Below are 25,812 nucleotides of genomic sequence, written 5' to 3'. Positions count from 1 at the left end.
GCACCGCCGCCATGGATCCGTACGTCGCGTACGGCTCCGCAGACCGGAGAACCCGATGGACATAACTACCCAAGACGCACCTCCCCCCACGCCCCAGCCGACCGAGGGCGAGCGCAAGCGCGCCGCCCGCGGCGCCACCCGCCCCGGAGACCGGGTCTTCCTCGGTCTCGCCCGTGGGTCGGGCATCTTCCTGCTGGTCGTCATGGCCGCCATCGCGGCCTTCCTCACCTGGCGGGCCGTCCTCGCCATCAGCGAGGACGAGGGCAACTTCCTCACGACCTTCGAGTGGAACACCGGAACGAAGCCGCCGGTCTTCGGTATCGCGGTGCTGGCCTACGGCACGATCATCTCCTCGATCATCGCCATGGCCATCGCCGTCCCGATCGCCGTCGCCATCGCGCTCTTCATCACCCACTACGCCCCGCGCAGGCTGGCCGGCCCGGTCGCGTACGTGATCGACCTGCTCGCCGCCGTGCCGTCCATCGTGTACGGCCTCTGGGGCGCCCTGATCCTCGTACCGCACATGAACGGCCTGTTCGGCTGGCTGAACGACTACTTCAGCTGGACCGGCATCTTCTCCTGGGACGAGGGTCCCGCGCGCTCGATGCTCACCGTCGGCATCCTGCTCGCGATCATGATCCTGCCGATCATCACGAACGTCAGCCGCGAAGTCTTCAACCAGGTTCCGCGGATGCACGAGGAGGCGGCCCTGGCTCTCGGCGCCACGCGCTGGGAGGTCATCCGCATGTCGGTGCTGCCCTTCGGCCGCTCCGGCGTGATCTCCGCCTCGATGCTCGGCCTCGGCCGCGCGCTCGGCGAGACGATGGCCGTCGCCACCGTCCTCTCCCCGGACTTCCTGATCCACCTCAGCCTGCTGAACGGCGGAGGCGGCACCTTCGCCCAGAACATCGCCGCCAAGTTCCCCGAGGCGGACGAGTTCGGCCGTGACGCGCTGATCGCCTCCGGTCTGGTCCTGTTCGTCATCACCCTGCTGGTCAACGGCGCGGCACGCATGATCATCGCCCGCCGCAAGGAGTACTCGGGGGCCAACGCATGAGCACCGCAACCGCCAAGCGCCCGAACTCCCTGCAGGGCGGCCGACTGCCGAAGTGGTCCCCGCTCGCGATCGCCGCGGGTTCGCTCGCCCTCTCCATCGGCCTCAGCCTGGCCACCGGGATCGAGAGCAAGATCCAGTGGGGCCTGATCGCCGCGATCCTCTACATCGCCGGTACGTACGTCATCTCGGCGCGCGTCGAGAACAGCCGCCAGGCCAAGGACCGCATCGCGACCTCGCTGGTCTGGGTCGCCTTCCTGCTCGCCGTGGTGCCGCTGGCGTCGCTGATCTGGACGACCATCGTGCGCGGCATCAAGGTCCTCGACGGATACTTCCTGAGCCACTCGATGGGCGTCGTCGGCAACTCCGAGCCGGGCGGCGGTGTCTACGCCGCCATCATCGGCACCCTGGAGCAGGTCGGCATCGCCACCCTGATCGCCGCGCCGATCGGTGTGCTCACCGCGATCTACCTGGTGGAGTACGGGCGCGGTGCGCTCGCCCGTGCCGTCACCTTCTTCGTCGACGTGATGACCGGTATCCCGTCGATCGTCGCCGGTCTGTTCATCCTCAGCATCCTGCTCGCCTTCGACATCGAGTTCTCCGGCTTCGCCGGCGCGCTCGCGCTGACGATCCTGATGCTGCCGATCGTGGTCCGCTCCACCGAGGAGATGCTCAAGCTCGTCCCGAACGAGCTGCGTGAGGCGTCCCTGGCCCTCGGCATCCCGAAGTGGCGCACGATCCTGAAGGTGGTCCTGCCGACCGCGATCGGCGGTATCACCACCGGCATCATGCTGGCCGTGGCCCGTATCGCCGGTGAGACCGCGCCCGTGCTGCTGGTGGTGTTCGGCAACCCGTTCATCAACAACAACCCCTTCGAGGGTCCGCAGGCGTCGCTGCCGCTGTACATCTACCAGCAGTACTCGCTGAGCGCCGGTTCGGACGCGGGCATCGACCGCGCCTGGGCCGCGGCCCTCACGCTGATCATCTTCGTGATGATCCTGAACCTGGCGGCCCGGGCCCTGGCCCGCTGGAAGGCCCCGAAGACCGGTCGCTGACGCGGCCAAGTGTGAACAGTCAGCGACTCGGATCCGAAAGAAGCAGTGATACCCATGGCCAAGCGAATTGACGTCAGCGGCCTGCACGCCTACTACGGCTCGTTCCGGGCCATCGAGGACATCTCGATGACCGTCGAGCCCCGCTCCGTGACGGCCTTCATCGGCCCGTCCGGCTGCGGCAAGTCCACCTTCCTGCGCACCCTCAACCGCATGCACGAGGTCACCCCCGGCGGCCGGGTCGAGGGCAAGGTCATGCTCGACGACGAGAACCTGTACGGCGCCGGCGTCGACCCGGTCACCGTGCGGCGCGAGGTCGGCATGGTCTTCCAGCGCCCCAACCCGTTCCCGACCATGTCGGTGTACGAGAACGTGGCGGCCGGCCTCAAGCTGAACGGCTCGTACAAGAAGTCCCAGCTGGACGACATCGTCGAGAAGTCCCTCAAGGGCGCCAACCTCTGGAACGAGGTGAAGGACCGCCTGAACAAGCCGGGCTCCGGCCTCTCCGGCGGTCAGCAGCAGCGTCTGTGCATCGCCCGCGCGATCGCGGTCGAGCCGAAGGTCCTGCTGATGGACGAGCCCTGCTCGGCCCTCGACCCGATCTCGACGCTGGCGATCGAGGACCTGATCGGTGAGCTGAAGGAGCGCTTCACGATCGTCATCGTGACGCACAACATGCAGCAGGCGGCGCGCGTCTCCGACCGCACGGCCTTCTTCAACCTGGCGGCCGTCGGCCAGCCCGGCAAGCTGATCGAGATCGACGACACGGAGCGCATCTTCTCCAACCCGTCGGTCCAGGCCACCGAGGACTACATCTCCGGCCGCTTCGGCTGACAGACCCCTCGCGGTGCTGCATGGCGGTGCCACCGCGAGGCAGATAAAGGGCCCGCCCCCCGGCTCCCGGGGGGCGGGCCCCTGTCTGTTCAGCCCTGTACATGCCCCAGCGCGTCCGCCCTGGCCAGGCTGCGCGCCCGTCTGGCCGGCCCGCGCCAGCCGCAGACGCACTGAGCTGTGCAGAAGGGCCCCTTCTCCACCGTCGTCGTGCGGTGCTCCGAGAAGCTGCCCTGTTTCGTAGGAGAGGTCGGTCCGTCCTGCTGCGCCACACCGACAACGTTACCCAGGGCAAGTAGGCCCTACGACTCCCGCGTGCGTGACGAGGGCACCTACCCGTCGTTAACCGAAACGACAGGGGGCCCGTGACGGACGTACCGGCTGGGGGTAGGCAGGCGATGACGGAGCGGCAGCAGCACCGGAGGCGTGGGGCGGGCGTCGCGGCTGGGGTCTTGTGTGTCTGCCTGGCCGGCAGCGGGTGCGCCGAGCGCGGCGCCGCCGCCGAGGACGCACAGGGCGAGGGCGCGGTCGAGGTGGTGCGCCGCGCCGCGGACGCCCTCGTCGGGGCCCGCAGTTCCAAGGCCACCACCTCCATGGAGATGGCCACCGGCGGCACCCGGGTCACCATCCGGGGCGAGGGCGTGTACAACTTCCGCGAACAGCTCGGCCGGCTGAAAGTGCTGCTGCCGCAGGATCCGGCCGGCGCGACCGCCCATCGGCCGATCATGGAGCTGCTCGCCCCCGGGGCGCTGTTCATGAAGAACCGCGGTGCCGGGGTGCCCACCGACAAGTGGGTGCGCGTCGACACCCGGTCGCTGTCCGACGGCAACCTCGTCACCGGCGGCGCCACCGATCCGTACGCCGCCGCCGAGGTGCTGCGCGGGGCGCGCACCGTGAAGCTGGTCGGCGACGAGGAGATCGCCGGCACGCCCGTGCGGCACTACCGGGGCACCGCTGACCTGCGGGCCGCCGCACGCAAGGCCTCCAAGGGGAACGCGGACGCGTTGGCGGCGGCGGCGAAAGGGTTCGCCACGGATCAGGTACCGTTCGACGTCTTCCTCGACGACGAGGGGCGGATCCGCAAGGTCCGGCACCGGTTCAGCTTCGTCAACGGGCAGCAGCAGGACGCGGTCGCCGTGGCCTCGACGACCCTGCTGTACGACTTCGGCACCCCCGCCGACGTGCGGTTGCCCGACGGCGACGACATCTACGCCGGCCGGATCGCCGAGCAGTGAGGGCCGCGGCAGCCGCTGCGTACGTGGGTGACGGGCGTCAAGAACTAGCCCGTCCGTGCCATGCGCGGTGTGTAGGCCGCTCCCTACTCTAGGAAGTCGGTAACGGCAGAGAAGAGGTGATGCGCGTGGCTCCGGTCGGCGGTACGGCAGTTCAGGACCACGTGGCCCTCGCCGAGATCGAGCTGTGCGGAGAGCTGATCATCGCGGCCTCGGCCGCCCGTGAGGAACGGCTCAGTCTGGAAGACATCGACGAGGTGCTGCGCGTCGCCGAGGAGCGGGAAACCACCCCCGGCCGGTGAGTGAGGGCGGACCTCACGTCCGCAGCAGCCGGCCGATCGCCTTCGTGGCCTCCTCGACCTTCGCGTCGATCTCCGCACCGCCCTTGAGGGCCGCGTCCGCGACGCAGTGGCGCAGGTGTTCCTCCAGGAGCTGGAGGGCGAAGGACTGCAGGGCCTTGGTCGAGGCGGACACCTGCGTGAGTATGTCGATGCAGTAGACGTCCTCGTCGACCATGCGCTGCAGGCCCCGGATCTGGCCCTCGATCCGGCGCAGTCGTTTGAGGTGCTCGTCCTTCTGCTTGTGGTAGCCGTGGATGCCCCGGTCGTGGTCGGTCACGATCTCCGTGGCGGCCGGTTCCGCACCCTGGTCAGCGGCGGAGGGCGCTCCGGCCCCGGCATCGGTGGTCGTCATCGCGTCCTCCAGACGTAAACCGCTACACATACCCCTACTGGGTATATCGTATCGAACTTTGCTGGGTATAGGCCCTGTGGCCGACGCCGCGACCGGCCGACCACGCTGGACTGGACCACTGGGCAGCCCCCGTGCCGACCACGGTGAACGATGGGCGACACTGGAGGACGGCCCATTAGCCGTGGCCGGATGATGCACTTAGCATCAGCCTGACCGAAACCGATGCTTCTTGAGGACCCCACGTGCGATTTCGTCTGACCCCCCGGGAGACGAGCTTCTACGACATGTTCGCCGCATCCGCGGACAACATCGTCACGGGCTCGAAGCTCCTGATGGAACTGCTCGGGGCGGACACCGCCGGCCGGGCCGAGATCGCAGAGCGTATGCGGGCCGCGGAACACGCAGGTGACGACGCCACACACGCGATCTTTCACCAGTTGAACTCCTCGTTCATCACGCCGTTCGACCGCGAGGACATCTACGCCCTCGCATCGTCCCTCGACGACATCATGGACTTCATGGAGGAGGCCGTCGACCTGGTCGTCCTCTACAACGTCGAGGAACTGCCCAAGGGCGTCGAGCAGCAGATCGAGGTGCTGGCGCGCGCGGCCGACCTGACGGCCGAGGCGATGCCGAACCTGCGCACGATGGACAACCTCACCGAGTACTGGATCGAGGTCAACCGCCTCGAGAACCAGGCCGACCAGATACATCGCAAGCTCCTCGCCCACCTCTTCAACGGCAAGTACGACGCCATCGAGGTCCTCAAGCTCAAGCAGATCGTGGATGTGCTCGAGGAAGCGGCGGACGCCTTCGAGCACGTGGCGAACACGGTGGAGACCATCGCCGTCAAGGAGTCCTGAACCCTTCATGGACACCTTCGCCCTGGTCGTGACCATCGCGGTCGCGCTCTTCTTCACGTACACCAACGGCTTCCACGACTCGGCCAACGCCATCGCCACGTCCGTCTCGACACGGGCGCTGACGCCGCGGGCCGCGCTGCTGATGGCCGCGGTGATGAACCTCGGCGGCGCCTTCCTCGGTTCGGGCGTGGCCAAGACGGTCAGCGAGGGCCTGATCCAGACACCGGAGGGCTCGAAGGGGATGGGGATCCTCTTCGCGGCGCTGGTGGGCGCGATCACCTGGAACCTGATCACGTGGTACTTCGGCCTGCCGTCCTCCTCCTCCCATGCCCTGTTCGGCGGCATGGTGGGAGCCGCGCTGGCCGGCGGGACGACGGTGTACTGGAGCGGCGTACTCGAGAAGATCGTCATCCCGATGTTCGTGTCGCCGATCGTGGGCCTGTGCGTGGGCTATCTGGTGATGACGGCGATCATGTGGATCTTCCGTCGGGCCAACCCGCACAAGGCCAAGCGCGGCTTCCGTATAGCGCAGACGGTCTCGGCCGCCGGCATGGCCCTCGGCCACGGCCTCCAGGACGCCCAGAAGACCATGGGCATCGTCGTCATGGCCCTGGTCATCGCCGACGTCGAGGACTACGGCGACCCGATCCCGGTGTGGGTGAAGATCGCGTGCGCCGTGATGCTGTCACTCGGCACCTACGCGGGCGGCTGGCGCATCATGCGTACCCTCGGCCGCAAGATCATCGAACTCGACCCGCCCCAGGGTTTCGCCGCGGAGACGACCGGCGCGTCGATCATGTTCACCACGGCCTTCCTCTTCAAGGCCCCCATCTCCACGACCCACGTCATCACCTCCGCCATCATGGGCGTCGGCGCGACCAAGCGCGTGAACGCCGTGCGCTGGGGCGTGGCCAAGAACATCGTCCTGGGCTGGTTCATCACCATGCCGGCCGCCGCGCTGGTGGCTGCGGGGGCGTTCGGGATCGTGCATCTGGCGTTCCTGTAGCTGAGCCCCCCGGGGAAATGACGGCAGCGCGGATCAGACCGCCGCGAGCGCTTCGTCTATCCGCCGCAGCGTCCCCCTGTGCGTGACCCACCGTCTCAAGGTGTCCAGCTCCGCCCGTGCCGTCCGGTCTCCGATCAGGGCCAGGGCGACGACGCCCGCCTTCGCCACCTGCGGTGAGCGGGGAGTGTCGCCGGACCGCTGGTCCAGGGCGGTCTCGACGAGGCCGGCCAGGGCATGGGTCGTGTCCGGCAGCGGCGGCAGAAGGGCGAGCATCCAGGCGAGTCCGCGCAGCACGTGGGAGTTGTAGGGGTCGAAGGCGGCATTCACGTCGAACGGGAGATGTGGATGCCCGACCAGCGGAAAGGTGCGAGCACGCTCGGCCAGCTCGAACCACCCCATCACAGCCCGTCGCACCTCCTCAGGCCCGACGGCGTCCAACACAGCCTCCCCGGTCCGTCTCCACTTCGCCGAGGGCGCGTCGGCACCGGCGGGGGCGGCATGCGCCAACAGCCGCTGCCACGGCTCGCCTCCAGCGGTCGCCTCCTGGAGAGCCGCGTCGGCCCAGGCCTCACCGGGATTGAGCACCGGCCCCGGGAAGCGGGCCAGCAGTTCTCGCATACCGGGCTCCGCGCCATTGGCCGCCGCGTGCGTGCGACGGAGACCCGGGAGGCTCACCGCCGCACTCGTACGCCGGAAAGCGGCGAGGACGGCACCGTCGGGCACCCGCCCGGCCGCGATCTCCGCATCGGCCAGTTCCCAGACCCGGTGGGTCGACCAGACGAGGTACTGGTCCCTCAGCAGTGAGAGCCGTTCCTGACGCTCGCCGGCCAACAGGTCCCCGTCCAGCCCGCGGGCAACTCCCGAGGCGACCATGAGCAGTTCGGTACGGAGATATCCCGCATCGCGCCGGAACTCCTCGGCCGTCCACTCGTCCTCCACGTGGGCATACCAACGGGCCCAGATCCCGACGAGCTCCAACCGGTCCGCGTCGGGCAGCGCCCGCAGCAACTCCATGTTCTCGCCCCCCACACCCGTCATGGACCCGTTGGCACAGGCGGCCCGCACGACAACACGAGCCAGCTCCGCCAGTTCCCCGCGCCCGGCGAGGGTCCGGTACTGGGCGGCCTGTTCCAGCAGGACCTGGTCGCTCCTCAGCCATCTGCTCATGACCGGCAGCGTAGAAGTACCGCGGTGCCCCGCCCCGGTACACATCCGAACCAACCCTCGACGAAACCATCCGCCACGCCAGGGAACCCCACCCCTCACCACCCCGTCTCGTTCCACGTAACCCTCCAGGAGGCGACATGGAACGGCGTACCTTCATCGGCGGTACCGCGGCAGCGGTCACCGCCCTGGCGGCGACCGGCTGCAACGGCAGTGGCACCAGCGGCACAACCGCCCGTACGCAGGCGACCGTCGCGGGCACCGGTACCGCCTCGTTCGCCGCCCCCGCCAACTGGGCCGCCCTCGCCCGGGACCTCGACGGGCGGCTCATCCGTCCCGGCGACGCCGACTGGAAGACCGCCCACCAGCTCTACAACACGCGCTTCGACTCGCTGAAGCCCGCCGCCGTCGCCTACGTCGCTCACCCCGACGACATACGCACCACTCTCGCCTACGCCCGCGCCCACCACCTCAAGGTCGCGATACGCAACGGCGGCCACTCCTACGGCGGCTGGTCCTCCGGCAACGACCGCCTGATCATCGACGTCTCCAAGCTCAACCGCATCCGAGCCACCGGCAACTCCGCCGTCGTCGGCGCCGGTTCCAAGCTCATCGACGTCTACCGCACCCTGGCCGCCAAGGGCACCACCATCCCCGCCGGCTCCTGCCCCACCGTCGGCGTCTCCGGCCTCACCCTCGGCGGCGGCCACGGTGTGACCTCCCGCGCCTACGGCCTGACCTGCGACAGCCTGACGCAGGCCACGCTCATCACCGCCGACGGCAAGCAGCTCACCGCCAACGCCACCACGAACAAGGACCTCTTCTGGGCCCTGCGCGGCGCCGGCAACGGCAACTTCGGCGTCGTGACGGAACTGCGGTTCAAGACCCACGCCGCCCCCCAGGCCGTGACGGCGTACATGACCTGGCCCTGGTCGAAGGCGACCGCGCTGATCAAGGCCTGGCAGGAGTGGGGCCCGAGCCAGCCCGACGAGATCTGGTCGTCCCTGCACCTGTCCAACCGCGAGGGCGGCACCCCGACGATCTCCGTCGCCGCGTTCTCCCTCGGCACCTACGGCGAGCTCCAGAACGCGGTGGACCGCCTCGCCGACCGCCCCGGCGGCCCCGGCCCGGCGAGCAGCGTCACGCTCAAGCGCCGTTCCTACGAGGAGTCGATGGAGCTGTACGCCGGCTGCTCGTCGTTCGCCACGGACGCGCAGTGCCACCTCCCCGGCTCGACACCCGGCCGCTCCACCCAGGGCGCGCTCGGCCGCGAGACCTACGCGGCGAAGTCGGACTTCTTCGACCGCTCGCTCTCGGCGGCCGGCATACAGACGCTGCTGAAGCAGATGCAGTCGGTCCGCGGCGGCTCCGGCAGCATCGCCTTCACGGCCCTCGGCGGAGCCGTCAACCGCGTCTCCCCCACGGCGACGGCCTTCGTGCACCGCCGTTCGCGCATGCTGGCCCAGTACCTCGCCTCCTGGCGGGCGGGCACGACGGGCTCCGCGGCCCAGGCCTGGCTGACGTCGGCCCACAACGCGATGGGCCCCCACGCCTCGGGCGCCGCGTACCAGAACTACGCGGACCCGGCCCTGCGGGACTGGCGCAAGGCGTACTACGGGGATGCGGCGACGCGCCTGACCCGGCTGAAGAAGCAGTACGACCCGGAGGGGTTCTTCAGCTACCCGCAGGCGCTGTGACAGCCCGTCGGGCCTAGCCGAGCGGCGAAGCGGCCATGCGGCTACGCCGCGAGGTCCCGCTCCTCGGTCCCCGCGCTCTCCTGCCGAGCGCCGGGGATGAGCGCCTCCTGCCCGTCCGCCCCGGACCGCCCCCGCGCCCTGATCAGCCACCCGCCCCTGGACGAGCGCTCGACGGCGGTCATCAGCGGCGTCAGCAGCGCCATGGCCAGCGGCGACAGCAGCAGCGCGACCGCCGTGCCGAGCGCGAAACCGCCGACGACGTCGGTCGGGTAGTGCACGCCCATGTACACCCGGCAGAAGCCTTCGAGCAGCGCCAGCCCGATGCCGAGCAGCCCGAACTTCCGGTTGGCGACGAACAGCCCGACCCCGAGGGCCATGGCGATGGTCGCGTGATCACTCACGAAGGAGTAGTCGGTCTTGCCGGTCACCAGGACTTCGAGCCCCTGGTGGTCGTTGAAGGGCCGGGGCCGCTCGACGAACCCCCGTATCGGCACGTTCACCAGCACCGCGACGGCGGCGGCCAGCGGCGCCCACACCAGCGCGGCCACCGAGGAGGCGGCATCCGCCTCACCGCGCCGCCGCACGGACCACCAGCACCACACCACGAGCAGGACGAGGGCGAACAGCAGCCCGTACTCACCGACGTACTCCATGACCCGGTCGAACCAGCGCGGTGCGTCCTTGGCCAGGCCATTGATGTCGTAGAGCAGCTCGACGTCGGGGTTCGACCCGGATGCTGCGAGTCCAGCCATGATGCCGCGGCCCCTTCATCGTCTCTCGGCGCAGTTTCGCGTACGCCGTTCCGCCCACCCCCGTGGTTGTAGATCCGGCTACGACACCAGGAACGCACGGCCCCTGTTGATACGTTCCACACTCCACTGAATGATCACGCAGACGTTATCGAAGAGAGACCCATCGCCGCAGCTCAGGGGGTGGGTTCACGCTCCGTCTACACCGTGGTGGGCAGCGCTTTCGCGCCATCCTCCGTCACTCGCGTGGCCCCGAAGTAGTCAGGGGTGTCGATCGGGTCGAACCGGATCACAGCACCCGTTCTCGGCGCGTCGATCATGTACCCGCCACCGACATAAATCCCGACATGCCGGATGGCCCGGGAGTTGCCGAGGTCGTCCGAGAAGAACACGAGATCCCCCGGGAGCAGTTCGTCCCTGGCCGGATGCGGCCCGGCGTTCCACTGGTCGTTGGCCACCCGCGGCAGCGTTATCCCGACGCTCTCGTACGCGGCCTGCGTCAGCCCCGAGCAGTCGAACCGCCCGCCGTCCGCGGCGGAACCCTCACCGCCCCAGAGGTAGGGCGTGCCCAGCTTCTTCTGCGCGTAGTAGATGGCCCCGGCGGCCTGCTTGCTGGGATCCACCCGGCTGACGGGCGCGGCGAAGCTCTCCTCCAGGGTCGTGATGATCTTCACGTAGTTCTGGGTCTCCTTGTACGGCGGCACGCCCCCGTACTTGATGACCGCGTACGCCCCCGCGTTGTAAGACGCGAGCATGTTCTTCGTCGCGTCGCCGGGCACGTCCTTCACGTACGAGGCGAGCTTGCAGTCGTACGACGCGGCCGACGGAATCGCGTCCTTCGGATCCCACACGTCACGGTCGCCGTCGCCGTCCCCGTCGATCCCGTGCGTGGCCCACGTCCCCGGGATGAACTGCGCGATGCCCTGCGCGGCCGCCGGGCTCTGCGCCTTCGGGTTGAAGCCGCTCTCCTGGTACAGCTGGGCGGCGAGCAGCGCGGGGTTGATGGCGGAGCACAGGTTGCCCCACTTCTGCACGATGTCCCGGTAGGCGGCCGGCACCGCGCCCTTGGCCAGCGCCTTCGACGCCCCGCCCACCCCTCCGGCGAGGTTCCCGGCGACGACGTAGACCCCGACGACGAGCAGCATCACGAAGCTGAGCCCCACCGCAAGGGCGGCACCCGCCACGATCCATGCCTTACGCACCGTCAACCGCCCCTCGCCCACCGGGAGTCCGCCCGCGCCAGTCTAGGAGCTTCCCGGCCGGGACTCCCCGCAACCGGCACTCGCGCGATACAGCGCGGCCGCCTCGGCCCCGAACACCACGCTGTAGGACACATCGGCGGTGGCCCCGCCGTCCTCGTCCCCGCCGAGCACCCCCACGACCTGCCCGTCCCCGTTCACCCACGGGCTCCCGCTCGTCCCGCCGCCGAAGCCGGGGCAGTGGACGCGTTGTTGCGTACGGTGGTGAGGGCGCGGCTTGTCGGTGCAACTGACCGGCGCATCCAGCGAGTTGGGATACGCCGTGACGGTCACGGGGGTCGCCGCCCCCACGGCCGTGTCCGCTGCGAACCGGTTCCCGCCGACGGCGTCCTCGACCCCCTTGCCGCCCCGCCGCTCGACCACCCCGAACGCCACGTCGCTGTCCTCGTCCCGCCCCTCGGCCCAACCGTCCGGCACGAACCACCTCCCGACCGTCCACACCCCGTACGGCGCAACGCCGTCCCGGTATCCGGGCACGAACACGAGCGTCTCCTTCTTGCCGTTCAGGCAGTGGGCGGCGGTGACGACGAGGTCGTGCCGGGGGCTGTGCACGACGGACGCGGTGCAGAAATGGCCACCGCGCAGGTGCTCGCGCCGGCCGGCCACGAACAGCGCACCGACCCGCGCGCTGCGCGCCGTCGCCGCGGCGGTGACGGTCATGCCGAAGGGCCCACCGGCGTCGGCGGCCGCGGCGGAGGCCGAGGGGACGGCGAGCAGCACGGCGGCGGCGTACAGGGGCAGGCGTGAGGTGTGTGGTGTCGGGGGCATCGGCGCCACTGTGGCCGACGAAGGTGAGAGGAGTGTCAAGGGCGGGCATGTGCGCGTGCCGAACGGCGGCCCCCGGCGCGGGCATTACCTGCCAGGTCATCGCCTCCCGTGAGCCCTCCTGCCAGGATCGTCGGCACAGGGAGCGATCCCCGCCGACAGGGAGGACACCATGCCCGCCTACGCCATCGCCCACCTCCGCGACGCCGCCCCGCACCCGGAGATAGCGGAGTACATCGAGCGCATCACCGCCACCTTCGAGCCGTACGGCGGCCGCTTCCTCGTGCATGCCACGCCGCACGAGACGAAGGAGGGCAGCTGGCCCGGCGCCGTGGTGATGATCGGCTTCCCGGGCATCGCACAGGCGCGGGCCTGGTGGGACTCGCCCGCCTACCAGGAGATCGCGCCCCTGCGCACCCGGCACATCGAGGGCGACATCATCCTGGTCGAGGGCGTGCCCGACGGATACGACCCGGCGGTCACCGCGAAGGCCCTGCGGGACGCGCTGCCCGCCGAGTAGCGCCCGCGCCCAACGCTCAGGGAGTCAGTTCCGTCCGGCCGGACTGCGCGGAGACGGTGTCCTGCCTGATGTACCACTCGGTGCCGAGGATCCCTTCCCGCACGGACTCCGGGAAGCCGGCGAGGAGGCCGGGCGCGGCTCCCCGCTCCACCTCGGTGCGGTGGGCGAGTACGGCGGCCCACTTCCGCTCCAGCCAGGGGCGCACGTCGACGGTCGCGGAGACCAGCTCGTCGGGGACCGTGTTCATGCCCTTGCCCGCGAGAGCCAGTGCGCTCAGCGCGGGCAGGGCCGAGTGGGGGTGCGTGGCGAGGTAGAGGGCGTCGGGCCGCCAGGGGGCGTCGGCGTCGGGGTAGAGCCGTTCGAGGCCGGCGGCCTGGACGGCGAGCGTGGTCAGACGGTGGGTGTGCACGTGGTCGGGGTGGCCGGTCAGGCCGCCGTAGGCGTCGTGAGTGATCACGATCCGCGGCCGGAACCGCCGTATGTGGGCGACGAGCCGGCCCACCGCCTCGTCCAGCGGCGCGTCCCGCAGGCGCGGGCGGCCCGGGGCGGAGTGCGGCACCCGGTCGTCGGCGTAGCCCAGCATCCTCGGTTCTCCGGCCCCCAGGATCCGCAGCGCCTCGGCGAGTTCGGCGCCCCGCCGTGTCCCCGGGGTCCAGGTCGCCGTCACCACGGCGGTGGGCGCGCCCGCCGCGGCATGCCGGGCGAGAACGCCGCCCGCGGACAGGGACTCGTCGTCGGGGTGCGCGAACACCCCGAGCAGACCGGGCTTCGCCGTCTCCATCGATCGCCACCTCCGCGTGCGGCCTCCTGAGTACGGATACTCAGGCACCGGGTCGTCCCACCCGACAGACTGTGTCACGCCCGGTCAACTGCCGGGCGTACAAGCCGACTTCAGGGGGAACGACCATGAGACACACCCGCCGGACCATCGCCGTGACGGCACTGGCGGCCTGCGCGCTGACAGGTATCGCGACCGGGCCCGCCGCCGCGTCGACCGATGTCCTGCTGCCGCATCCCGGACCGGAGGGCCTGGTGTGGGTGCCGGAGCAGACGGGGGACGGCGGTGTCGCGTCCGGTGGCGCGTGGGAGGGGCTGCCGACCGTGCTCACGGTGGCGTGCGAGGGGGGCGGTCAGGTGCGGGTGACGATGTCACAGGAGACGGAGGTCGCCGCGCTCACGGTCGACTGCCCCGCCGGGAAGACCGGAGTGGGCTCGGTGGCCATGGATCCGGGTGTGGTCCACTTCGGCTCCTTCAGCATCGGCGTCGACGCCTCGAAGGACGACATCCGGTGGGCCCTGACCGTGACGCAGCCGGAGTCCTGAGCCCACCGGCGAGCAGATCCACGGGAGGGGAGGGCCGGACGCACTAGCGCTCGGCCGTCACCCGCTCCCCGGCCGTCAACGGCCAGCGCGCGCCGGTGAGTTCCTCCGACACGTTCCACAGCCGCCGGGCCACCTCGGCGTCACTCGCCGCCGCGCTGCGCCCGACCAGCGTCGGCCCGCCCCGCATCTCGCCCCACCCGTCGGGTCCGACGTAGCTCGCGCCGGGCAGGTCCTGCGTGGCGGCGTACAGCGTCGGCAGGGCGCCGGCCTTGTCGTCCTGGGCGAAGACCCGGTTGCCGATCTTCATGAACCCGCGCATCACGGGGTTGCCCGCGTGGCTCTGGAGGTTGGTGGCCGCATAGCCGGGATGGGCCGCGAAAGCACGCACGGGGGAGCCGGCCTGCGCGAGCCGGCGCTGGAGTTCCAGCGTGAACAGCAGGTTGGCCAGCTTCGACTGGGCGTACGCCCGGTTCGCGTCGTACCCGGACGTGAAGTCGAGGTCCTCGAACCGGATCCGCGCGTCGAACCAGCGGTGCGCGCCGGACGACAGCGTCACCACCCGGTCCGTGACGTACGGCAGCAGCAGGTTCGTCAGCGCGAAGTGCCCGAGGTGGTTCGTTCCGAACTGCATCTCGAAGCCGTCCGCGGTCCGCTGCCGCGGCACCATCATCACGCCCGCGTTGTTGATCAGCAGATCCACGGGCCGCCCCTGCCAGGCGTCGGCGAACTCGCGTACGGACGACAGGTCCGCCAGGTCGAGGCGTCGCACCTCGGTGCTGCCGTTCACGGTCGCCGCGGCCGCCCGCCCGCGCTCCAGGTCCCGTACGGCGAGCACGACGTGCGCGCCCGCGCGGGCCAGCGCGTCGGCGGCGGTGCGGCCGATGCCGCTGTTGGCGCCGGTGACGACGGCGGTGCGGCCGGTGAGGTCGGGGAGGCGGGTCGCGTCCCACTTCTTGGTCTTCGTGTTGTCAGCCATGCAAACGAATGTAGGCGCCGCCAACAATGCTGTCAATGACAACAATGGTGACGACGCCAACAAAGATGGCAACGACAACATCAAGCTACGATGGTCCGCATGCCCGAGAGCCGCCCCTACCACCACGGAGACCTGCGCGCCGCCCTGCTCGCGGCGGCGGAACGCACGCTGCGCGACAAGGGCGTCGGCGCCCTCTCCCTGCGCGAACTGGCCCGCGAGGTCGGTGTCAGTCACGCCGCCCCGGGCCGACACTTCAAGGACAAGCAGGCCCTGCTCAACGCCCTGGCCCTGGCCGGGTACGAACGGCTCGGCCGGGCCCTGAGCAGCGCCGACGACCCCGCGCTCCCACTGGAACCCCGGCTCACCGCACTGGCCCGCGCCTACCTCGGCTTCGCGGTCGACAACGCCGAGCTCCTGGAGCTCATGTACGCCCGCAAGCACGACCCGGACGCCTCGGCGCAGCTGGCGTCGGCCGTCGAGCACACGATCGGCAGCCTCGAACGTGTCCTCGCGGACGCCCAGCGACGAGGTGAGGTCATCGGGGGCGACCCCGAGGAGCTCAACCTCGTCACGGGCGCCGCCCTCCAGGGCATGGCCGCCTTCATCGCGGGCGGCTGGCTGACGTCGGAGGCGGCACTGGCGGGGGTGGAGCGCCTGGTCCATCACCTGCTGCACGGCCTGAAGCCACGCTGACGCACCCGCCCCCTACGGGGCTCAGCCCTCGAAAACCCCACGCAGCACACTCACCGCCTGCCCTATCGCGGCCTCCGCGGCCCGCGTCTCCCGCAGCGCGTTCAGCATCACGAAGTCGTGGATGATGCCCTGGTACCGCACCGCGGTGACCGGCACACCGGCCTCCCGCAGCTTGTTCGCGTACGCCTCACCCTCGTCCCGCAGCACATCGGCCTCGGCGGTGATGACGAGCGCCGGCGGCAGCCCGGCCAGCTGCTCCGCCGTGGCCCGCAGCGGCGACGCCGTGATCTGCGCCCGCTCGGCCTCATCGGTCGTGTACTGGTCCCAGAACCACTGCATGGCGTCCCGCCGCAGGAAGTACCCCTCGGCGAACTGCCGGTAGGACCCGGTGTCGAACGACGCGTCGGTGACCGGGTAGAAGAGCACCTGCTGCACGAGCGGCACGTCCCCGCGCTCCTTGGCCATCAGGGTCAGCGCGGCCGTCATGTTGCCGCCCACCGAGTCCCCGGCGACGGCGATACGCGTGGCATCCAGGCCGTTGGCCGCCCCCTCGCCGACGATCCACCGCGCAACGGCGTAGTTCTGCTCGATGGCGACGGGGTAACGCGCCTCGGGAGAGAGGTCGTACTCAGGGAAGACGACCGCGGCACCGGTGCCGACGGCGAGCTCGCGCACGAGCCGGTCGTGGGTGTGGGCGTTGCCGAACACCCAGCCGGCGCCGTGGATGTAGAGGATCACCGGCAGTGTCCCGGTGGCCCCGGCCGGCCGGACGACCCGGGCCCTGACCTCGCCGGTCGGCCCGCCGGAGACGGTGACCCACTCCTCGTCGACGGCAGGCTTGGCGATCTCCCCGGACTGCACCTCGTCGACGGCCTTGCGCCCCTCGGCCGGCCCGAGGTCGAACAGGTACGGCGGATTCGCGGTCGCCTCGGCGAAGGCCTGTGCGGCGGGCTCCAGGACGGGGCGGACGGGGTTGACGTCGGTCATGGCGATCTCCTCGGATCGGGTGCCGCGGGAAGCCTGCCCGGCTGGACTGGCCGGGTGCGGCGGCACACCCAGAAAGTAGCGCGCTATTAAGTAGCGCGCAACTGATTAGGGCACGATGCCCTACGGCCCGATAGAATCGAGGCCACTGAGACCCATCCACGCCAGGGCCGGAGCACCAGCCCCCAGGAGCGCCCCCATGAAGCCGAAGCCGACCGCCGAACCGACACCCCCCACCGCTTCCCCAGGGGGCTCCCTCCTCCTCGAAGACCAGCTCTGCTTCGCGCTCTACGCCGCCTCCCGCGCCGTGACCGCCCGCTACCGCCCCCTGCTCGACGAACTGGGCCTGACCTACCCGCAGTACCTGGTCATGCTGGTCCTCTGGGAACAGGACTCGATCTCCGTACGCGACCTGGGCACGGCCCTCCAACTGGAGTCCAGCACCCTGTCACCCCTGCTCAAGCGCCTCGAGGCGGCCGGCCTGCTGCACCGCGAACGCCGCCCCGACGACGAGCGTTCCGTCGCCCTGCGCCTCACCGAGGCCGGCACGCGGCTCCGCGACCGCGCGCACACGGTCCCGCTCGCCATCGGCGACGCGATGGGCCTGACCCCGCAGCAGGACGCCCTGGCCAAGCAGCTCCTGCGCCTGATCACCACGAACGCCACCGAGGGCCTCCCTCACTGACACCCCGTCACCACAGGCCGCCCACACCGGCCCACGACACGAACCCCGCGAGGTCCGATTCACCGACCCGGGATAGCCTTCACCCGCAGAACACCGGCACGACCACTCACCCGACCGGCCGTCAGAAACGGCACTCGGCGTGAAGGGGGCTAACGACAGAGCCACACGACAGGTTCCGCTCAGGCCTCGTTGCCCGGCGTGACCTGCCGTGATACACAGAGTGACCGTGCGAGGTATTCGTACGAATCCCGCCCATCAATGACGGCAAGTCGACATACGACGGCAGCATTGTCGGCGAGAATGATGCCTGACCTCTGCGCACCGCAGGGGACCGCGGAACTACCCAACAGGGGCGGTGACTTACATGCTCTTTGCGGCCGACAAGGGCGACATCAACACCATCATCGGCGGGATCGCCCCTGACTGGGGCCCCTTCGGGGCACTGGGGAACGAAGCGAAGACGATGATCCAGGTGGTCATGGCGGTCGCCATCCTGATCTGCCTCGGCATCGCCATCTGGGGGGCGGCCAAACAGCGCATCGGCGCCACGGCCTTGCGCGACACCTTCAGCGCCGAGCAGGGCAAGGGGCTGATCGTCGCCGGTCTGACGGGCGTCTTCATCATCGGCTCGCTGGGCACGCTGTTCACCATCGTGTACGGCATGGCGGTATAGCCGCCCCCGCACCACCGCTGCCCTCCGTCCGCTCCGGGCACGCCCGGTCCTCCAAGTCCCCCACCCACCCGTCGTGCCCACCGGCTGAGGTTGCGTTTCCCTGATGTCGAGTCACCACACCGCGCCCATGCGGGAACCAGCACGGCTACCGTCGTACTCCAACGTGTATCTGTCCGACGTCGAGGGGGCGTACGCGGCATGAGTCTCGGAGACGAACGGGAGTCCTCCGGCGGCTACGGAGGCACCGGTCAGACCCGTACACGGCTGCCCGAGAGCAGCGGTGACGTGTACGGCGGAGCACGGCGGGGCGGCCGCTCGTCCTCCCGGAGCCTGGTCACCGTCGTCGGCGTGGTCGTCGTCCTCATCGCCGCGATCGCCTTCGCGAACCGTGGAGGAGACGACTCCACTTCCACGGCCGGGGACGAAAACCAGCCGAAATCCGCGACGACGGCAGCGAGCGGGACCCGTCCGGTGGACGGGAAGGCCGGGGGGATTCCCGGGGGGTTCGCTCGGGATGAGCAGGGGGCGCAGAGTGCGGCGGCGAACTACTCCGTGACGCTCGGGTCGGCGGACATGTTCGACACGGCCAGACGGCACGAGATCGTCAACACGGTCTACGCGCCCGATGTGGCCGCCGACCGGCAGGCGGACCTGGACAGCGCCTACTCCAGCGAGAAGTTCCTGGCGAACATCGGCCTCGGCAACGACGGTGCGGCGCCGACGGGGCAGACGTTCGTCTCGCGGGTCATCCCCGTCGGCACCAAGGCCACGTCGTTCAGCGCGAATGCCGCCACCGTGGAGGTCTGGTACACGTCGCTCTTCGGGCTGTCCGGTGAGGGCTCGACCAACCCGGTGTCCGAGAGCTGGTACACCACGACCTACAAGCTGAAGTGGGTCGCAGGCGACTGGAAAGTCACCGACTTCCAGCAGAAGGACGGACCCGTGCCGGTGGGGCGGGACCAGCGAGCCTCCAGTGCCGACGACATGACGAAGGCTGTCGAGGAGTACGGAGGCTTCACGTATGCGCGCTAACCGCCGCTTCCTCAAGCTCACCGCGGCCCTGGCCACAGTGCAGGCCACAGCCGTACTGCTGGCCACCCGCGCTGTCGCCGCGCCCACCCCCTCCCCCACCCCCTCGGGGAGCAACGACCCCTGCGACCTCATCCGCGGCCCCGCCAAGGACTACTGCGAAAAAGACAACGGCCGCTCCGGCGGAGGCTCCACCCTCAACGACCCCACCGCCACCCTCGACCCCCTCTCCTCCCTCGCCAAGGGCTGCGCGGACGCCGCCTCCTGGACCGTCAAGCAGCTCAGCGAGGCGGTCAAGGAGACCGCGAACGTCGACTTCACGAACGCCAAGTTCCTCCAGCAGTACGCGGTCGTCTTCGCGGCGTCCACGATCCTCACCCTCCTCCTGTGGCTGCTGGCCGTGGCCAAGCGAGCGGTGAGGGGCGTGCCCCTCACCACCGCCATCAGCGAAGCGATCGGCTTCCTCTGGCTCACCGTCCTCGCCTCCGCGTTCACCCCGCTGATCCTCTACACGGTCGTATCGGCCACCGACGGCGTCACGGACGTCCTCGCGAAGACGACAGGCGACCAGACGGACACCTTCTTCGGCACCTTCGCCGCCGCCCTGGAAAAGGGCGAGGACATCGGCGGCGGCCCGATCATGCTGATCGTCGTCTCGCTGGTCAGCATCCTCGCCGCCGGCGTCCTCTGGCTGGAGCTCGTCATCCGCGCCGCCCTGCTCTACGTCGGCGCCCTCCTCGGCACCGTCGTCTACGCCGGCCTGGTCGACAAGAACCTCTGGGGCCACGTCCGCCGCTGGGCCGGCATCATGATCGCCGTCATCCTCGTGAAACCGGTGATCGTGATAGTCCTCGGCCTGGCCGGCGCACTCTCCGCGGACGACGGCCCGAACGCCTTCTCGGCGGTCGTCTCCGGCCTCGCCATCATCCTGCTCGCCATCTTCGCGAGCGCGATGATCTACCGCTTCGTCCCCGGCTTCGGCGACGAGATCGCGGGCTCCCGCAACAACCGCCTCATGCAGGGCGCCGAAGGCAAGGCAGCCGCGGTCATCAGCTCCCCCGCCACCCTCGTCGCCCAGGGCATCAAGACACACAGCTCCCGCGCCGACAACAACGGCGGAGGCCAGTCCAACGCCCGCCCCTCCAACCCCGCCTCCGGCGGCGTCGCCGCGCACAGCTCGCGCGGCGCGAACGGCGGCGGATCCGTCCCCTCCGCCGCACCCGCACCCCGTTCCGGCAGCCCCGTGAACACCCCGCACGCCAGCAACACCCGCAACAGCAACCGTTCAGGAGGTGACGGGCGTTGACGACGCAGTCCCACGTGTCCCATCCGGTCACGCCCCGCCGTACATATCTGATCGGCCGCGCCCGGCCGAACGCGATCGTCGGACGCAACCGCGAGACCGGCGAGATCGCGCTGATCATCGTGGGCGCGTTCCTCGGCATGATGTGCGGACTCCTCGTCCCCGTCCTGTCCCTGCGGATCGTGCTGCTGACGGGCTTCCCGCTGCTCGCGCTGGCCGCGGTCTACGTGCCGTACAAGCACCGGACCTTCTACAAGTGGTTCGAGATCAACCGCAGCTACAAGCGCACCCTGCGCCAGGGCACGACGTACCGCTCCGGCGTCATGGAGGCCGGCACGAGCATGGCCGGGCGCGAGGTCGAGATCGGCCCGCCCCCGGGCATCGGCCGCATCACCTGGCTCGCCGCCCCGTTCGGGCCCGACGAGATCGCCGTACTGCTGCACGCCGACCGCAGAACCGTCACCGCCGCCATCGAGATCGAGGGCCCCGGCGTCGGCCTGCGCGACTCCGAGGACCAGGAGGCCCTCGTCGACCGCTTCGGCACCCTGCTGAAGCACGTCGCCAACGGGGACGGCTTCGTCACCCGCCTCCAGATGCTCGCGCGCACCCTGCCCGCCGACCCCGACGCCCACGCCAAGGACGTAGCTGTGCGCGGCGACGAGCGCTCCCCGGCCTGGTTGCAGCAGTCGTACGACCAGCTCCAGTCCATGGTGTCGACGAGCAGCGAGCAGCACCGCGCCTACCTCGTCGCCTGCATGCACTACACGCGCGAACTGGCCGCCGAAGCCGTGGCGATGGCCCGCGCGGCCCGCCCGCACGGCGGCAAGGTCGACCGGGACGCGGGCCTCGCGGTCGTCATGGCCCGCGAGCTGACCGACATCTGCTCGCGCCTGCAGGAGGCGGACATCCGCGTACGGCAGCCGCTCGGCCAGGGCCGCCTCGCCTCCCTCATCCACTCCATGTACGACCCGGACCACCCGATCGACCACATCCAGGCGATGACGAAACGTAATGCCTGGCCCGCCGAGCTGGACGCGATGGAGCCGACGTTCCTCCAGGCGAAGACCCGGGAGTCCTCCACCCGCGCCCCCTGGTGCCACGCCACCGCCTGGGTGAAGGAGTGGCCGATGACCCCGGTCGGCGTCAACTTCCTGGCGCCCCTGCTCGTCCACACCCCCGACGTCATCCGCACGGTCGCCGTCACGATGGACCTCGAACCCACCGAGGTCGCCATCGAACGCATGCTCACCGAGAAGACGAACGACGAGGCCGAGGCGAGCCGCGCCGCCAAGATGAACCGCACCGTCGACCCCCGCGACGTCGCCGCCCACACCCGCCTCGACCAGCGCGGCGAGGACCTCGCGAGCGGCGCCGCCGGCGTCAACCTGGTCGGCTACATCACCGTCTCCTCCCGCTCCCCCGAGGCCCTCGCGCGCGACAAGCGGACCATCCGGGCGTCAGCCGGAAAGTCGTATCTGAAGCTGGAATGGTGCGACCGAGAGCACCACCGGGCATTCGTGAACACACTCCCCTTCGCCACCGGCATTCGGAGGTAGGACCTGATGCGGGACCCGCTGTCCGTCCTCACCGACGCCTTCACGGCCTTCCTCTTCGGGAAGGTCGAGACGACCCGGCTGCCGGTGCGCACGTCCACGGGCCAGGCCCAGGCGGTCTACCTCCCCACCGCCGCCCCCGGCCTCGGCGACTCGGGCGTCATCATCGGCCGCGAGGTGTACTCCGGGAAGGGCTACATCTACGACCCCTTCCAGCTCTACGGCCAGCAGCTCCCCGCCCCCCACTGGCTGGTCCTCGGCGAGTCCGGCAACGGCAAGTCGGCGCTGGAGAAGACGTACGTCCTGCGCCAGCTCCGCTTCCGCGACCGCCAGGTCGTCGTCCTGGACGCCCAGGGCGAGGACGGCGTCGGCGAGTGGAACCTCATCGCGCAGGAGCTGGGGATAACTCCCATCCGCCTGGACCCGACGGCGGCCCTGGACATGGGCATCCGCCTCAACCCCCTCGACCCCTCGATCACGACGACGGGCCAGCTCGCGCTGCTCCGCACGATCATCGAGGTCGCGATGGGCCACGGCCTCGACGAGCGCTCCGGCTTCGCCCTGAAGGTCGCGCACGCCTACGTCAACGAGACCATCGTCGAACGCCAGCCCGTCCTGACCGACATCGTCGAGCAGCTACGGCACCCCGAGCCGGAGTCGGCGGAGGCGATGAACGTCGCCATAGACGACGTACGGGCGTGGGGCTTGGACGTGGCGCTGGTGCTCGACCGACTGGTCGACGGTGACCTGAGGGGCATGTTCGACGGCCCCACCACGGTCGGCATCGATCTGGACGCGCCCCTCATTGTGTTCGATTTGTCCCACATCGACCGCAACTCCATCGCCATGCCGATCCTGATGGCGATCGTGGGTGTCTGGCTGGAGCACACCTGGATCCGCCCCGACCGGAAGAAGCGCATCTTCCTGGTCGAGGAGGCCTGGCACATCATCAACAGCCCGTTCGTGGCCCAGCTCTTCCAGCGCCTGCTGAAGTTCGGCCGCCGCCTCGGCCTGTCCTTCGTGGCGGTCGTCCACCACCTGTCCGACGTGGTGGACGGAGCGGCGGCGAAGGAAGCCGCCGCGATCCTGAAGATGGCGTCGACCCGGACGATCTACGCCCAGAAGGCCGACGAGGCACGGGCCACGGGCCGGGTCCTGGGCCTGCCCCGCTGGGCGGTGGAGATCATCCCGACCCTCACCCCGGGCATCGCGGTGTGGGACGTCAACGGCAACGTCCAGGTGGTCAAGCACCTGATCACCGAGACCGAACGCCCCCTGGTCTTCACCGACCGCGCGATGACCGAGTCGTCCGCCGACCGCGAACTGACCGACGACGCCCTGCGCGCCGCCGAACTGGAGGCCGAGGAGCGGGCCGCGGCCTTCGTGGAGCAACACCTGGGCGACTCCGAATCGACGGTGGCGTAGGGGCGAGGGGGCAGCGTGAGACCGGACGACCGTCGAGGACACCGGGACAACAGGGACGGCCAGGGGGGCATCCCGGACGGCCTGTTGATCGGCATCCTCGCCTTCCTCCTCGGCATGACCCTGCTGGTCTGGACGGCGACGGGCCTCGCCGCCTGGTTCGCCCACGGCGCCTGGCCCACCGGAGTCACGTTCACCCGCACCCCGCTGGCCATGCGCGCCCTGATCGCCGACCCCCACGACATCCCGGGAGCCTGGCCCGACACTCCGGCCGGCCAGCTGTCCGGCTACGGCCTGTTCTGGGGCCTGTTCATCGGCCAGTTGATGGTCCTCGTCGTCCTGACCGTGTTCGTGCTGGGGACGGTGGCCCGGTGGCGGGCCGTGCGCGCCGGCCGACGGACCGGGAAGCCCGAGAAGTCAGGGCAGCGGGAAGTACGGGAAGACGAGCCGGAATCGAGCACGGTGGCCCCGACCGCCGTGCGGGGCGAGGTCCCCGCCCCACGGAGGGAACCCGACCCGAGCACGCTGCCGGAGACGCCCGAGGCACCTCAGCAGCCACCCCTGGCCCCCGTGGCCGCGGAGCCCGAGCCCCCCACCCCGCTGCTCACCGAACGAGTCGGCGGATGGGACAGAATCCAGGTAGCCCCCAGAGAAAGCCGCCAGGCGACCGCCACTACGGCCGTACGTGACGCCGAGGGTCCGGCCCTCGTCATCACCTCGAACCAGGCCCTCTGGGAGCAGACGAAGGACGCCCGCGCCAAACTAGGCCCGGTCCTCCTCTACGACCCCACCCACCTCTGCGACACCCCGGCACGCCTCCACTGGTCCCCCACCAGCGGCTGCGAGGACAAGCAGACAGCGATCTCACGGGCCGCCGCCCTCCTCACCCCGGTCCGCCCCACCTCACGGCTGGACCAGGCGGTCAGCGACACGGCCGAAACGCTCCTGCGCAGCTACTTGCACGCCGCCGCCATCGACGGCCGCACCATCCGCCACGTCCACCGCTGGTCCCAGGGCAGCCAGATCCAGGACGCCGTACGCATCCTCCGCACCAACCCCAAGGCGGCCCCCGGCGCGGCCGGCGAACTCGAAGCGGCCCTCACGGCCCACCCGGAACGCCGTGACATGGCCCAGGAGTTGACCACCAGGGCGCTCTCCGCCCTCTCCACGGTCAACATCCGGGAGTCGTGCACTCCCAACCGAACTGATGCCCTCACCTTGGATTCCTTCGTCCACGAAGGGGGCACGCTTTATGTGGTGGGTGAATCCATCGAGGACCCCCGAGCCAACCCGGGCGCCATGCCACTCCTGACGGCCCTCGCCGCAAGCGTGGTCGAGCGCGGCCGGCACATGGCCGAACGGTCATCCTCCGGTCGCCTCGACCCACCAATGACGCTCGTCCTGGACGACGTCGCCGCCGTGGCTCCGCTTCCCCAGCTGCCGGAGCTGCTGGCCACCGGAGCGGACCGGGGCATGCCGACCCTGGCCCTGCTCCGGTCCCGCGAACAGGCCCGCTCCCGCTGGCCGCACGACGAACTCCCGGTGTAGCGGCCCGGCTCACCGAACCGCGCCCCGCGGACTACTACCGCTCGAGAACGAACTCCAGCTCCTTCTCCTCCGGCTTCCCGGACAACGGCACGACAAGGCCGCTCGGCACGAACCCCACCCTCCGGTAGAACCGCAGGGCCCGTCCGTTCTCCTCGTGCACGATGAGCCGTATCCGCTCGGCGCCACGCCCCCAGGCCCACTCCAGGCCGGCGTCGAACAGCACCTCGGTCAGCCCACCGCCACGCTCCTCGGGCCGCACGAACACACCGACGACATGCCCTTGCAGCCGCTCCACCGGATACCCGGCCCAGTCGGTCGTCCCCGGCTCCTCGATCAGCACGGTCAAGGTCCCGACCCAACGGCCGTCCGGCGCCTCGACGATGATCTGCTGCGCCTTCTCGGCCCCTTCACAGGCCCCAGCGGCCCGCTCCATCCAGAACGTGTCAGGCTGAGCCAGAGCGTCCTCGTACGTCTCCAGAAAGGCGAGGTGCGCGACCGGGTCCTGCAACGCCGCGAGCCGCAGCTCCTTGGCCGCCGGCCACTCGTCGGCGCGGATGGATCGGATGACGTAGTTCATACGCCTCAAACTAACGGAAAAACAAAAAGGCCCACACCTGTTTAAGGTGTGGGCCTTTTTCACAATTTGTTCGGCGGTGTCCTACTCTCCCACAGGGTCCCCCCTGCAGTACCATCGGCGCTGTAAGGCTTAGCTTCCGGGTTCGGAATGTAACCGGGCGT

The 25,812-nt window shown here is 70.1% G+C and carries 28 protein-coding genes and 1 rRNA gene; 18 read left to right on the top strand and 11 right to left on the bottom strand.

Annotated features, from left to right (window positions below; translation table 11 throughout):
• Positions 1-55 precede the first annotated feature (55 nt).
• The 3 genes from pstC to pstB are packed head-to-tail and all read left to right on the top strand — an operon-like array spanning position 56 to position 2,940.
• Positions 56-1,057, top strand: a complete 1,002-nt coding sequence (gene pstC / locus ACIRD7_RS23820; RefSeq protein ID WP_403456491.1) for a phosphate ABC transporter permease subunit PstC — start codon at positions 56-58, stop codon at positions 1,055-1,057.
• Positions 1,054-2,109 (top strand): phosphate ABC transporter permease PstA, encoded by a 1,056-nt coding sequence (gene pstA, locus ACIRD7_RS23815; RefSeq protein WP_403456489.1) that lies wholly within the window; start codon positions 1,054-1,056, stop codon positions 2,107-2,109. The genes pstC and pstA overlap by 4 nt, the downstream gene beginning before the upstream one ends.
• A 54-nt stretch (positions 2,110-2,163) precedes the next feature.
• Entirely contained in the window at positions 2,164-2,940 is a 777-nt protein-coding gene (pstB, locus tag ACIRD7_RS23810; protein WP_403456487.1) for a phosphate ABC transporter ATP-binding protein PstB, read from the top strand.
• Positions 2,941-3,029: 89 nt separating this feature from the next.
• On the opposite strand, the gene ACIRD7_RS23805 is transcribed toward pstB, so the two are convergent.
• The gene (locus ACIRD7_RS23805) at positions 3,030-3,209 is read right to left on the bottom strand and encodes a hypothetical protein (RefSeq protein ID WP_403456485.1); all 180 of its coding nucleotides are present in this window, start codon (positions 3,207-3,209) and stop codon (positions 3,030-3,032) included.
• A gap of 126 nt (positions 3,210-3,335) precedes the next feature.
• Here ACIRD7_RS23805 and ACIRD7_RS23800 point away from each other — a divergent pair, with 126 nt between their 5' ends.
• Together ACIRD7_RS23800 and ACIRD7_RS23795 are read left to right on the top strand one after the other, a co-directional pair.
• Positions 3,336-4,172 carry a hypothetical protein gene (locus tag ACIRD7_RS23800; protein WP_403456483.1) on the top strand — a complete coding sequence of 279 codons (837 nt, stop codon included), beginning with the start codon at positions 3,336-3,338 and terminating at the stop codon, positions 4,170-4,172.
• Between the two features lie 119 nt (positions 4,173-4,291).
• Entirely contained in the window at positions 4,292-4,471 is a 180-nt protein-coding gene (locus ACIRD7_RS23795; RefSeq protein ID WP_403456481.1) for a hypothetical protein, read from the top strand.
• Positions 4,472-4,484: 13 nt separating this feature from the next.
• On the opposite strand, the gene ACIRD7_RS23790 is transcribed toward ACIRD7_RS23795, so the two are convergent.
• Positions 4,485-4,862: a metal-sensitive transcriptional regulator gene (locus ACIRD7_RS23790; RefSeq protein WP_403456479.1), complete on the bottom strand. Its 378-nt coding sequence runs from the start codon at positions 4,860-4,862 to the stop codon at positions 4,485-4,487.
• 242 nt (positions 4,863-5,104) lie between these two features.
• On the opposite strand from ACIRD7_RS23790, the gene ACIRD7_RS23785 reads away from it, so the two are divergent.
• On the top strand, positions 5,105-5,725 hold the full coding sequence (locus tag ACIRD7_RS23785; protein WP_403456477.1) for a DUF47 domain-containing protein: 621 nt from the start codon (positions 5,105-5,107) through the stop codon (positions 5,723-5,725).
• 7 nt (positions 5,726-5,732) lie between these two features.
• Positions 5,733-6,731 carry an anion permease gene (locus ACIRD7_RS23780; RefSeq protein WP_403456476.1) on the top strand — a complete coding sequence of 333 codons (999 nt, stop codon included), beginning with the start codon at positions 5,733-5,735 and terminating at the stop codon, positions 6,729-6,731.
• Between the two features lie 33 nt (positions 6,732-6,764).
• Here the strand turns inward: ACIRD7_RS23780 and ACIRD7_RS23775 are convergent, their stop codons facing one another.
• Positions 6,765-7,898 (bottom strand): hypothetical protein, encoded by a 1,134-nt coding sequence (locus ACIRD7_RS23775; protein ID WP_403456475.1) that lies wholly within the window; start codon positions 7,896-7,898, stop codon positions 6,765-6,767.
• Positions 7,899-8,035: 137 nt separating this feature from the next.
• Here ACIRD7_RS23775 and ACIRD7_RS23770 point away from each other — a divergent pair, with 137 nt between their 5' ends.
• The gene (locus ACIRD7_RS23770; protein WP_403456473.1) at positions 8,036-9,592 is read left to right on the top strand and encodes an FAD-binding oxidoreductase; all 1,557 of its coding nucleotides are present in this window, start codon (positions 8,036-8,038) and stop codon (positions 9,590-9,592) included.
• A 41-nt stretch (positions 9,593-9,633) separates the two neighbouring features.
• On the opposite strand, the gene ACIRD7_RS23765 is transcribed toward ACIRD7_RS23770, so the two are convergent.
• The 3 genes from ACIRD7_RS23765 to ACIRD7_RS23755 form a co-directional block, all read right to left on the bottom strand.
• Positions 9,634-10,344, bottom strand: a complete 711-nt coding sequence (locus ACIRD7_RS23765; protein WP_403456470.1) for a phosphatase PAP2 family protein — start codon at positions 10,342-10,344, stop codon at positions 9,634-9,636.
• Between the two features lie 197 nt (positions 10,345-10,541).
• Positions 10,542-11,549, bottom strand: a complete 1,008-nt coding sequence (locus ACIRD7_RS23760; RefSeq protein ID WP_403456468.1) for an NlpC/P60 family protein — start codon at positions 11,547-11,549, stop codon at positions 10,542-10,544.
• A 36-nt stretch (positions 11,550-11,585) separates the two neighbouring features.
• Positions 11,586-12,368 carry a trypsin-like serine peptidase gene (locus tag ACIRD7_RS23755; protein WP_403456465.1) on the bottom strand — a complete coding sequence of 261 codons (783 nt, stop codon included), beginning with the start codon at positions 12,366-12,368 and terminating at the stop codon, positions 11,586-11,588.
• Positions 12,369-12,537: 169 nt separating this feature from the next.
• Here ACIRD7_RS23755 and ACIRD7_RS23750 point away from each other — a divergent pair, with 169 nt between their 5' ends.
• Complete coding sequence (locus ACIRD7_RS23750) at positions 12,538-12,885, top strand: DUF1330 domain-containing protein (protein WP_403456463.1); 348 nt, start codon at positions 12,538-12,540, stop codon at positions 12,883-12,885.
• A gap of 16 nt (positions 12,886-12,901) precedes the next feature.
• Here the strand turns inward: ACIRD7_RS23750 and ACIRD7_RS23745 are convergent, their stop codons facing one another.
• Positions 12,902-13,666: a PIG-L deacetylase family protein gene (locus ACIRD7_RS23745; RefSeq protein ID WP_403456461.1), complete on the bottom strand. Its 765-nt coding sequence runs from the start codon at positions 13,664-13,666 to the stop codon at positions 12,902-12,904.
• 125 nt (positions 13,667-13,791) lie between these two features.
• Between ACIRD7_RS23745 and ACIRD7_RS23740 the strand changes: the two genes are divergently transcribed.
• Positions 13,792-14,208: a hypothetical protein gene (locus ACIRD7_RS23740; protein WP_403456459.1), complete on the top strand. Its 417-nt coding sequence runs from the start codon at positions 13,792-13,794 to the stop codon at positions 14,206-14,208.
• A gap of 43 nt (positions 14,209-14,251) precedes the next feature.
• On the opposite strand, the gene ACIRD7_RS23735 is transcribed toward ACIRD7_RS23740, so the two are convergent.
• On the bottom strand, positions 14,252-15,184 hold the full coding sequence (locus ACIRD7_RS23735; protein WP_403456457.1) for an oxidoreductase: 933 nt from the start codon (positions 15,182-15,184) through the stop codon (positions 14,252-14,254).
• Positions 15,185-15,274: 90 nt separating this feature from the next.
• Between ACIRD7_RS23735 and ACIRD7_RS23730 the strand changes: the two genes are divergently transcribed.
• The gene (locus ACIRD7_RS23730; RefSeq protein ID WP_403456453.1) at positions 15,275-15,877 is read left to right on the top strand and encodes a TetR/AcrR family transcriptional regulator; all 603 of its coding nucleotides are present in this window, start codon (positions 15,275-15,277) and stop codon (positions 15,875-15,877) included.
• 21 nt (positions 15,878-15,898) lie between these two features.
• On the opposite strand, the gene ACIRD7_RS23725 is transcribed toward ACIRD7_RS23730, so the two are convergent.
• Complete coding sequence (locus ACIRD7_RS23725; RefSeq protein WP_403456451.1) at positions 15,899-16,864, bottom strand: alpha/beta hydrolase; 966 nt, start codon at positions 16,862-16,864, stop codon at positions 15,899-15,901.
• A gap of 196 nt (positions 16,865-17,060) precedes the next feature.
• Between ACIRD7_RS23725 and ACIRD7_RS23720 the strand changes: the two genes are divergently transcribed.
• The 7 genes from ACIRD7_RS23720 (at position 17,061) to ACIRD7_RS23690 (ending at position 25,074) form a co-directional block, all read left to right on the top strand.
• Positions 17,061-17,546, top strand: coding sequence for a MarR family winged helix-turn-helix transcriptional regulator (locus tag ACIRD7_RS23720; protein WP_403456449.1), 486 nt, complete (start codon positions 17,061-17,063; stop codon positions 17,544-17,546).
• A 364-nt stretch (positions 17,547-17,910) separates the two neighbouring features.
• Positions 17,911-18,219, top strand: coding sequence for a hypothetical protein (locus ACIRD7_RS23715; RefSeq protein ID WP_030950340.1), 309 nt, complete (start codon positions 17,911-17,913; stop codon positions 18,217-18,219).
• Positions 18,220-18,417: 198 nt separating this feature from the next.
• Positions 18,418-19,251, top strand: a complete 834-nt coding sequence (locus tag ACIRD7_RS23710; protein WP_403456447.1) for a hypothetical protein — start codon at positions 18,418-18,420, stop codon at positions 19,249-19,251.
• Positions 19,241-20,554 (top strand): hypothetical protein, encoded by a 1,314-nt coding sequence (locus ACIRD7_RS23705; protein WP_403456444.1) that lies wholly within the window; start codon positions 19,241-19,243, stop codon positions 20,552-20,554. Before ACIRD7_RS23710 ends, ACIRD7_RS23705 begins: the two co-directional genes overlap by 11 nt.
• Positions 20,551-22,107 carry an SCO6880 family protein gene (locus ACIRD7_RS23700; protein ID WP_403456441.1) on the top strand — a complete coding sequence of 519 codons (1,557 nt, stop codon included), beginning with the start codon at positions 20,551-20,553 and terminating at the stop codon, positions 22,105-22,107. Before ACIRD7_RS23705 ends, ACIRD7_RS23700 begins: the two co-directional genes overlap by 4 nt.
• 6 nt (positions 22,108-22,113) lie before the next feature.
• Entirely contained in the window at positions 22,114-23,529 is a 1,416-nt protein-coding gene (locus ACIRD7_RS23695; RefSeq protein ID WP_403456440.1) for an ATP-binding protein, read from the top strand.
• Positions 23,530-23,544: 15 nt separating this feature from the next.
• A complete protein-coding gene (locus tag ACIRD7_RS23690) occupies positions 23,545-25,074 on the top strand; it encodes a TraM recognition domain-containing protein (protein ID WP_403456438.1) in 1,530 nt (509 codons plus the stop codon).
• 34 nt (positions 25,075-25,108) lie between these two features.
• Here the strand turns inward: ACIRD7_RS23690 and ACIRD7_RS23685 are convergent, their stop codons facing one another.
• Positions 25,109-25,651 carry a GNAT family N-acetyltransferase gene (locus tag ACIRD7_RS23685; RefSeq protein WP_403456436.1) on the bottom strand — a complete coding sequence of 181 codons (543 nt, stop codon included), beginning with the start codon at positions 25,649-25,651 and terminating at the stop codon, positions 25,109-25,111.
• 68 nt (positions 25,652-25,719) lie between these two features.
• Positions 25,720-25,812: ribosomal RNA gene (gene rrf / locus ACIRD7_RS23680) — 5S ribosomal RNA — on the bottom strand; the annotation flags it as partial.

The sequence above is a fragment of the Streptomyces sp. NPDC093568 genome, from assembly GCF_044764945.1.
In the GTDB taxonomy this organism is placed as follows: Bacteria; Actinomycetota; Actinomycetes; order Streptomycetales; family Streptomycetaceae; genus Streptomyces.
This window is presented reverse-complemented; position numbering and strand designations above follow the sequence as displayed.

Bases quoted from the DNA above. Each gene is read 5' to 3' on its own strand.
- pstB (WP_403456487.1), top strand. From the start codon at position 2,164: ATGGCCAAGCGAATTGACGTCAGCGGCCTGCACGCCTACTACGGCTCG.
- ACIRD7_RS23770 (WP_403456473.1), top strand. From the start codon at position 8,036: ATGGAACGGCGTACCTTCATCGGCGGTACCGCGGCAGCGGTCACCGCC.
- ACIRD7_RS23685 (WP_403456436.1), bottom strand. From the start codon at position 25,651: ATGAACTACGTCATCCGATCCATCCGCGCCGACGAGTGGCCGGCGGCC.
- ACIRD7_RS23790 (WP_403456479.1), bottom strand. From the start codon at position 4,862: ATGACGACCACCGATGCCGGGGCCGGAGCGCCCTCCGCCGCTGACCAG.
- ACIRD7_RS23765 (WP_403456470.1), bottom strand. From the start codon at position 10,344: ATGGCTGGACTCGCAGCATCCGGGTCGAACCCCGACGTCGAGCTGCTC.
- ACIRD7_RS23795 (WP_403456481.1), top strand. From the start codon at position 4,292: ATGCGCGTGGCTCCGGTCGGCGGTACGGCAGTTCAGGACCACGTGGCC.
- ACIRD7_RS23780 (WP_403456476.1), top strand. From the start codon at position 5,733: ATGGACACCTTCGCCCTGGTCGTGACCATCGCGGTCGCGCTCTTCTTC.
- ACIRD7_RS23735 (WP_403456457.1), bottom strand. From the start codon at position 15,184: ATGGCTGACAACACGAAGACCAAGAAGTGGGACGCGACCCGCCTCCCC.
- ACIRD7_RS23710 (WP_403456447.1), top strand. From the start codon at position 18,418: ATGAGTCTCGGAGACGAACGGGAGTCCTCCGGCGGCTACGGAGGCACC.
- ACIRD7_RS23800 (WP_403456483.1), top strand. From the start codon at position 3,336: ATGACGGAGCGGCAGCAGCACCGGAGGCGTGGGGCGGGCGTCGCGGCT.
- ACIRD7_RS23705 (WP_403456444.1), top strand. From the start codon at position 19,241: ATGCGCGCTAACCGCCGCTTCCTCAAGCTCACCGCGGCCCTGGCCACA.
- ACIRD7_RS23715 (WP_030950340.1), top strand. From the start codon at position 17,911: ATGCTCTTTGCGGCCGACAAGGGCGACATCAACACCATCATCGGCGGG.
- pstA (WP_403456489.1), top strand. From the start codon at position 1,054: ATGAGCACCGCAACCGCCAAGCGCCCGAACTCCCTGCAGGGCGGCCGA.
- ACIRD7_RS23745 (WP_403456461.1), bottom strand. From the start codon at position 13,666: ATGGAGACGGCGAAGCCCGGTCTGCTCGGGGTGTTCGCGCACCCCGAC.
- ACIRD7_RS23730 (WP_403456453.1), top strand. From the start codon at position 15,275: ATGGTCCGCATGCCCGAGAGCCGCCCCTACCACCACGGAGACCTGCGC.
- ACIRD7_RS23775 (WP_403456475.1), bottom strand. From the start codon at position 7,898: ATGAGCAGATGGCTGAGGAGCGACCAGGTCCTGCTGGAACAGGCCGCC.
- ACIRD7_RS23695 (WP_403456440.1), top strand. From the start codon at position 22,114: ATGCGGGACCCGCTGTCCGTCCTCACCGACGCCTTCACGGCCTTCCTC.
- ACIRD7_RS23750 (WP_403456463.1), top strand. From the start codon at position 12,538: ATGCCCGCCTACGCCATCGCCCACCTCCGCGACGCCGCCCCGCACCCG.
- ACIRD7_RS23755 (WP_403456465.1), bottom strand. From the start codon at position 12,368: ATGCCCCCGACACCACACACCTCACGCCTGCCCCTGTACGCCGCCGCC.
- ACIRD7_RS23725 (WP_403456451.1), bottom strand. From the start codon at position 16,864: ATGACCGACGTCAACCCCGTCCGCCCCGTCCTGGAGCCCGCCGCACAG.
- ACIRD7_RS23720 (WP_403456449.1), top strand. From the start codon at position 17,061: ATGAAGCCGAAGCCGACCGCCGAACCGACACCCCCCACCGCTTCCCCA.
- pstC (WP_403456491.1), top strand. From the start codon at position 56: ATGGACATAACTACCCAAGACGCACCTCCCCCCACGCCCCAGCCGACC.
- ACIRD7_RS23740 (WP_403456459.1), top strand. From the start codon at position 13,792: ATGAGACACACCCGCCGGACCATCGCCGTGACGGCACTGGCGGCCTGC.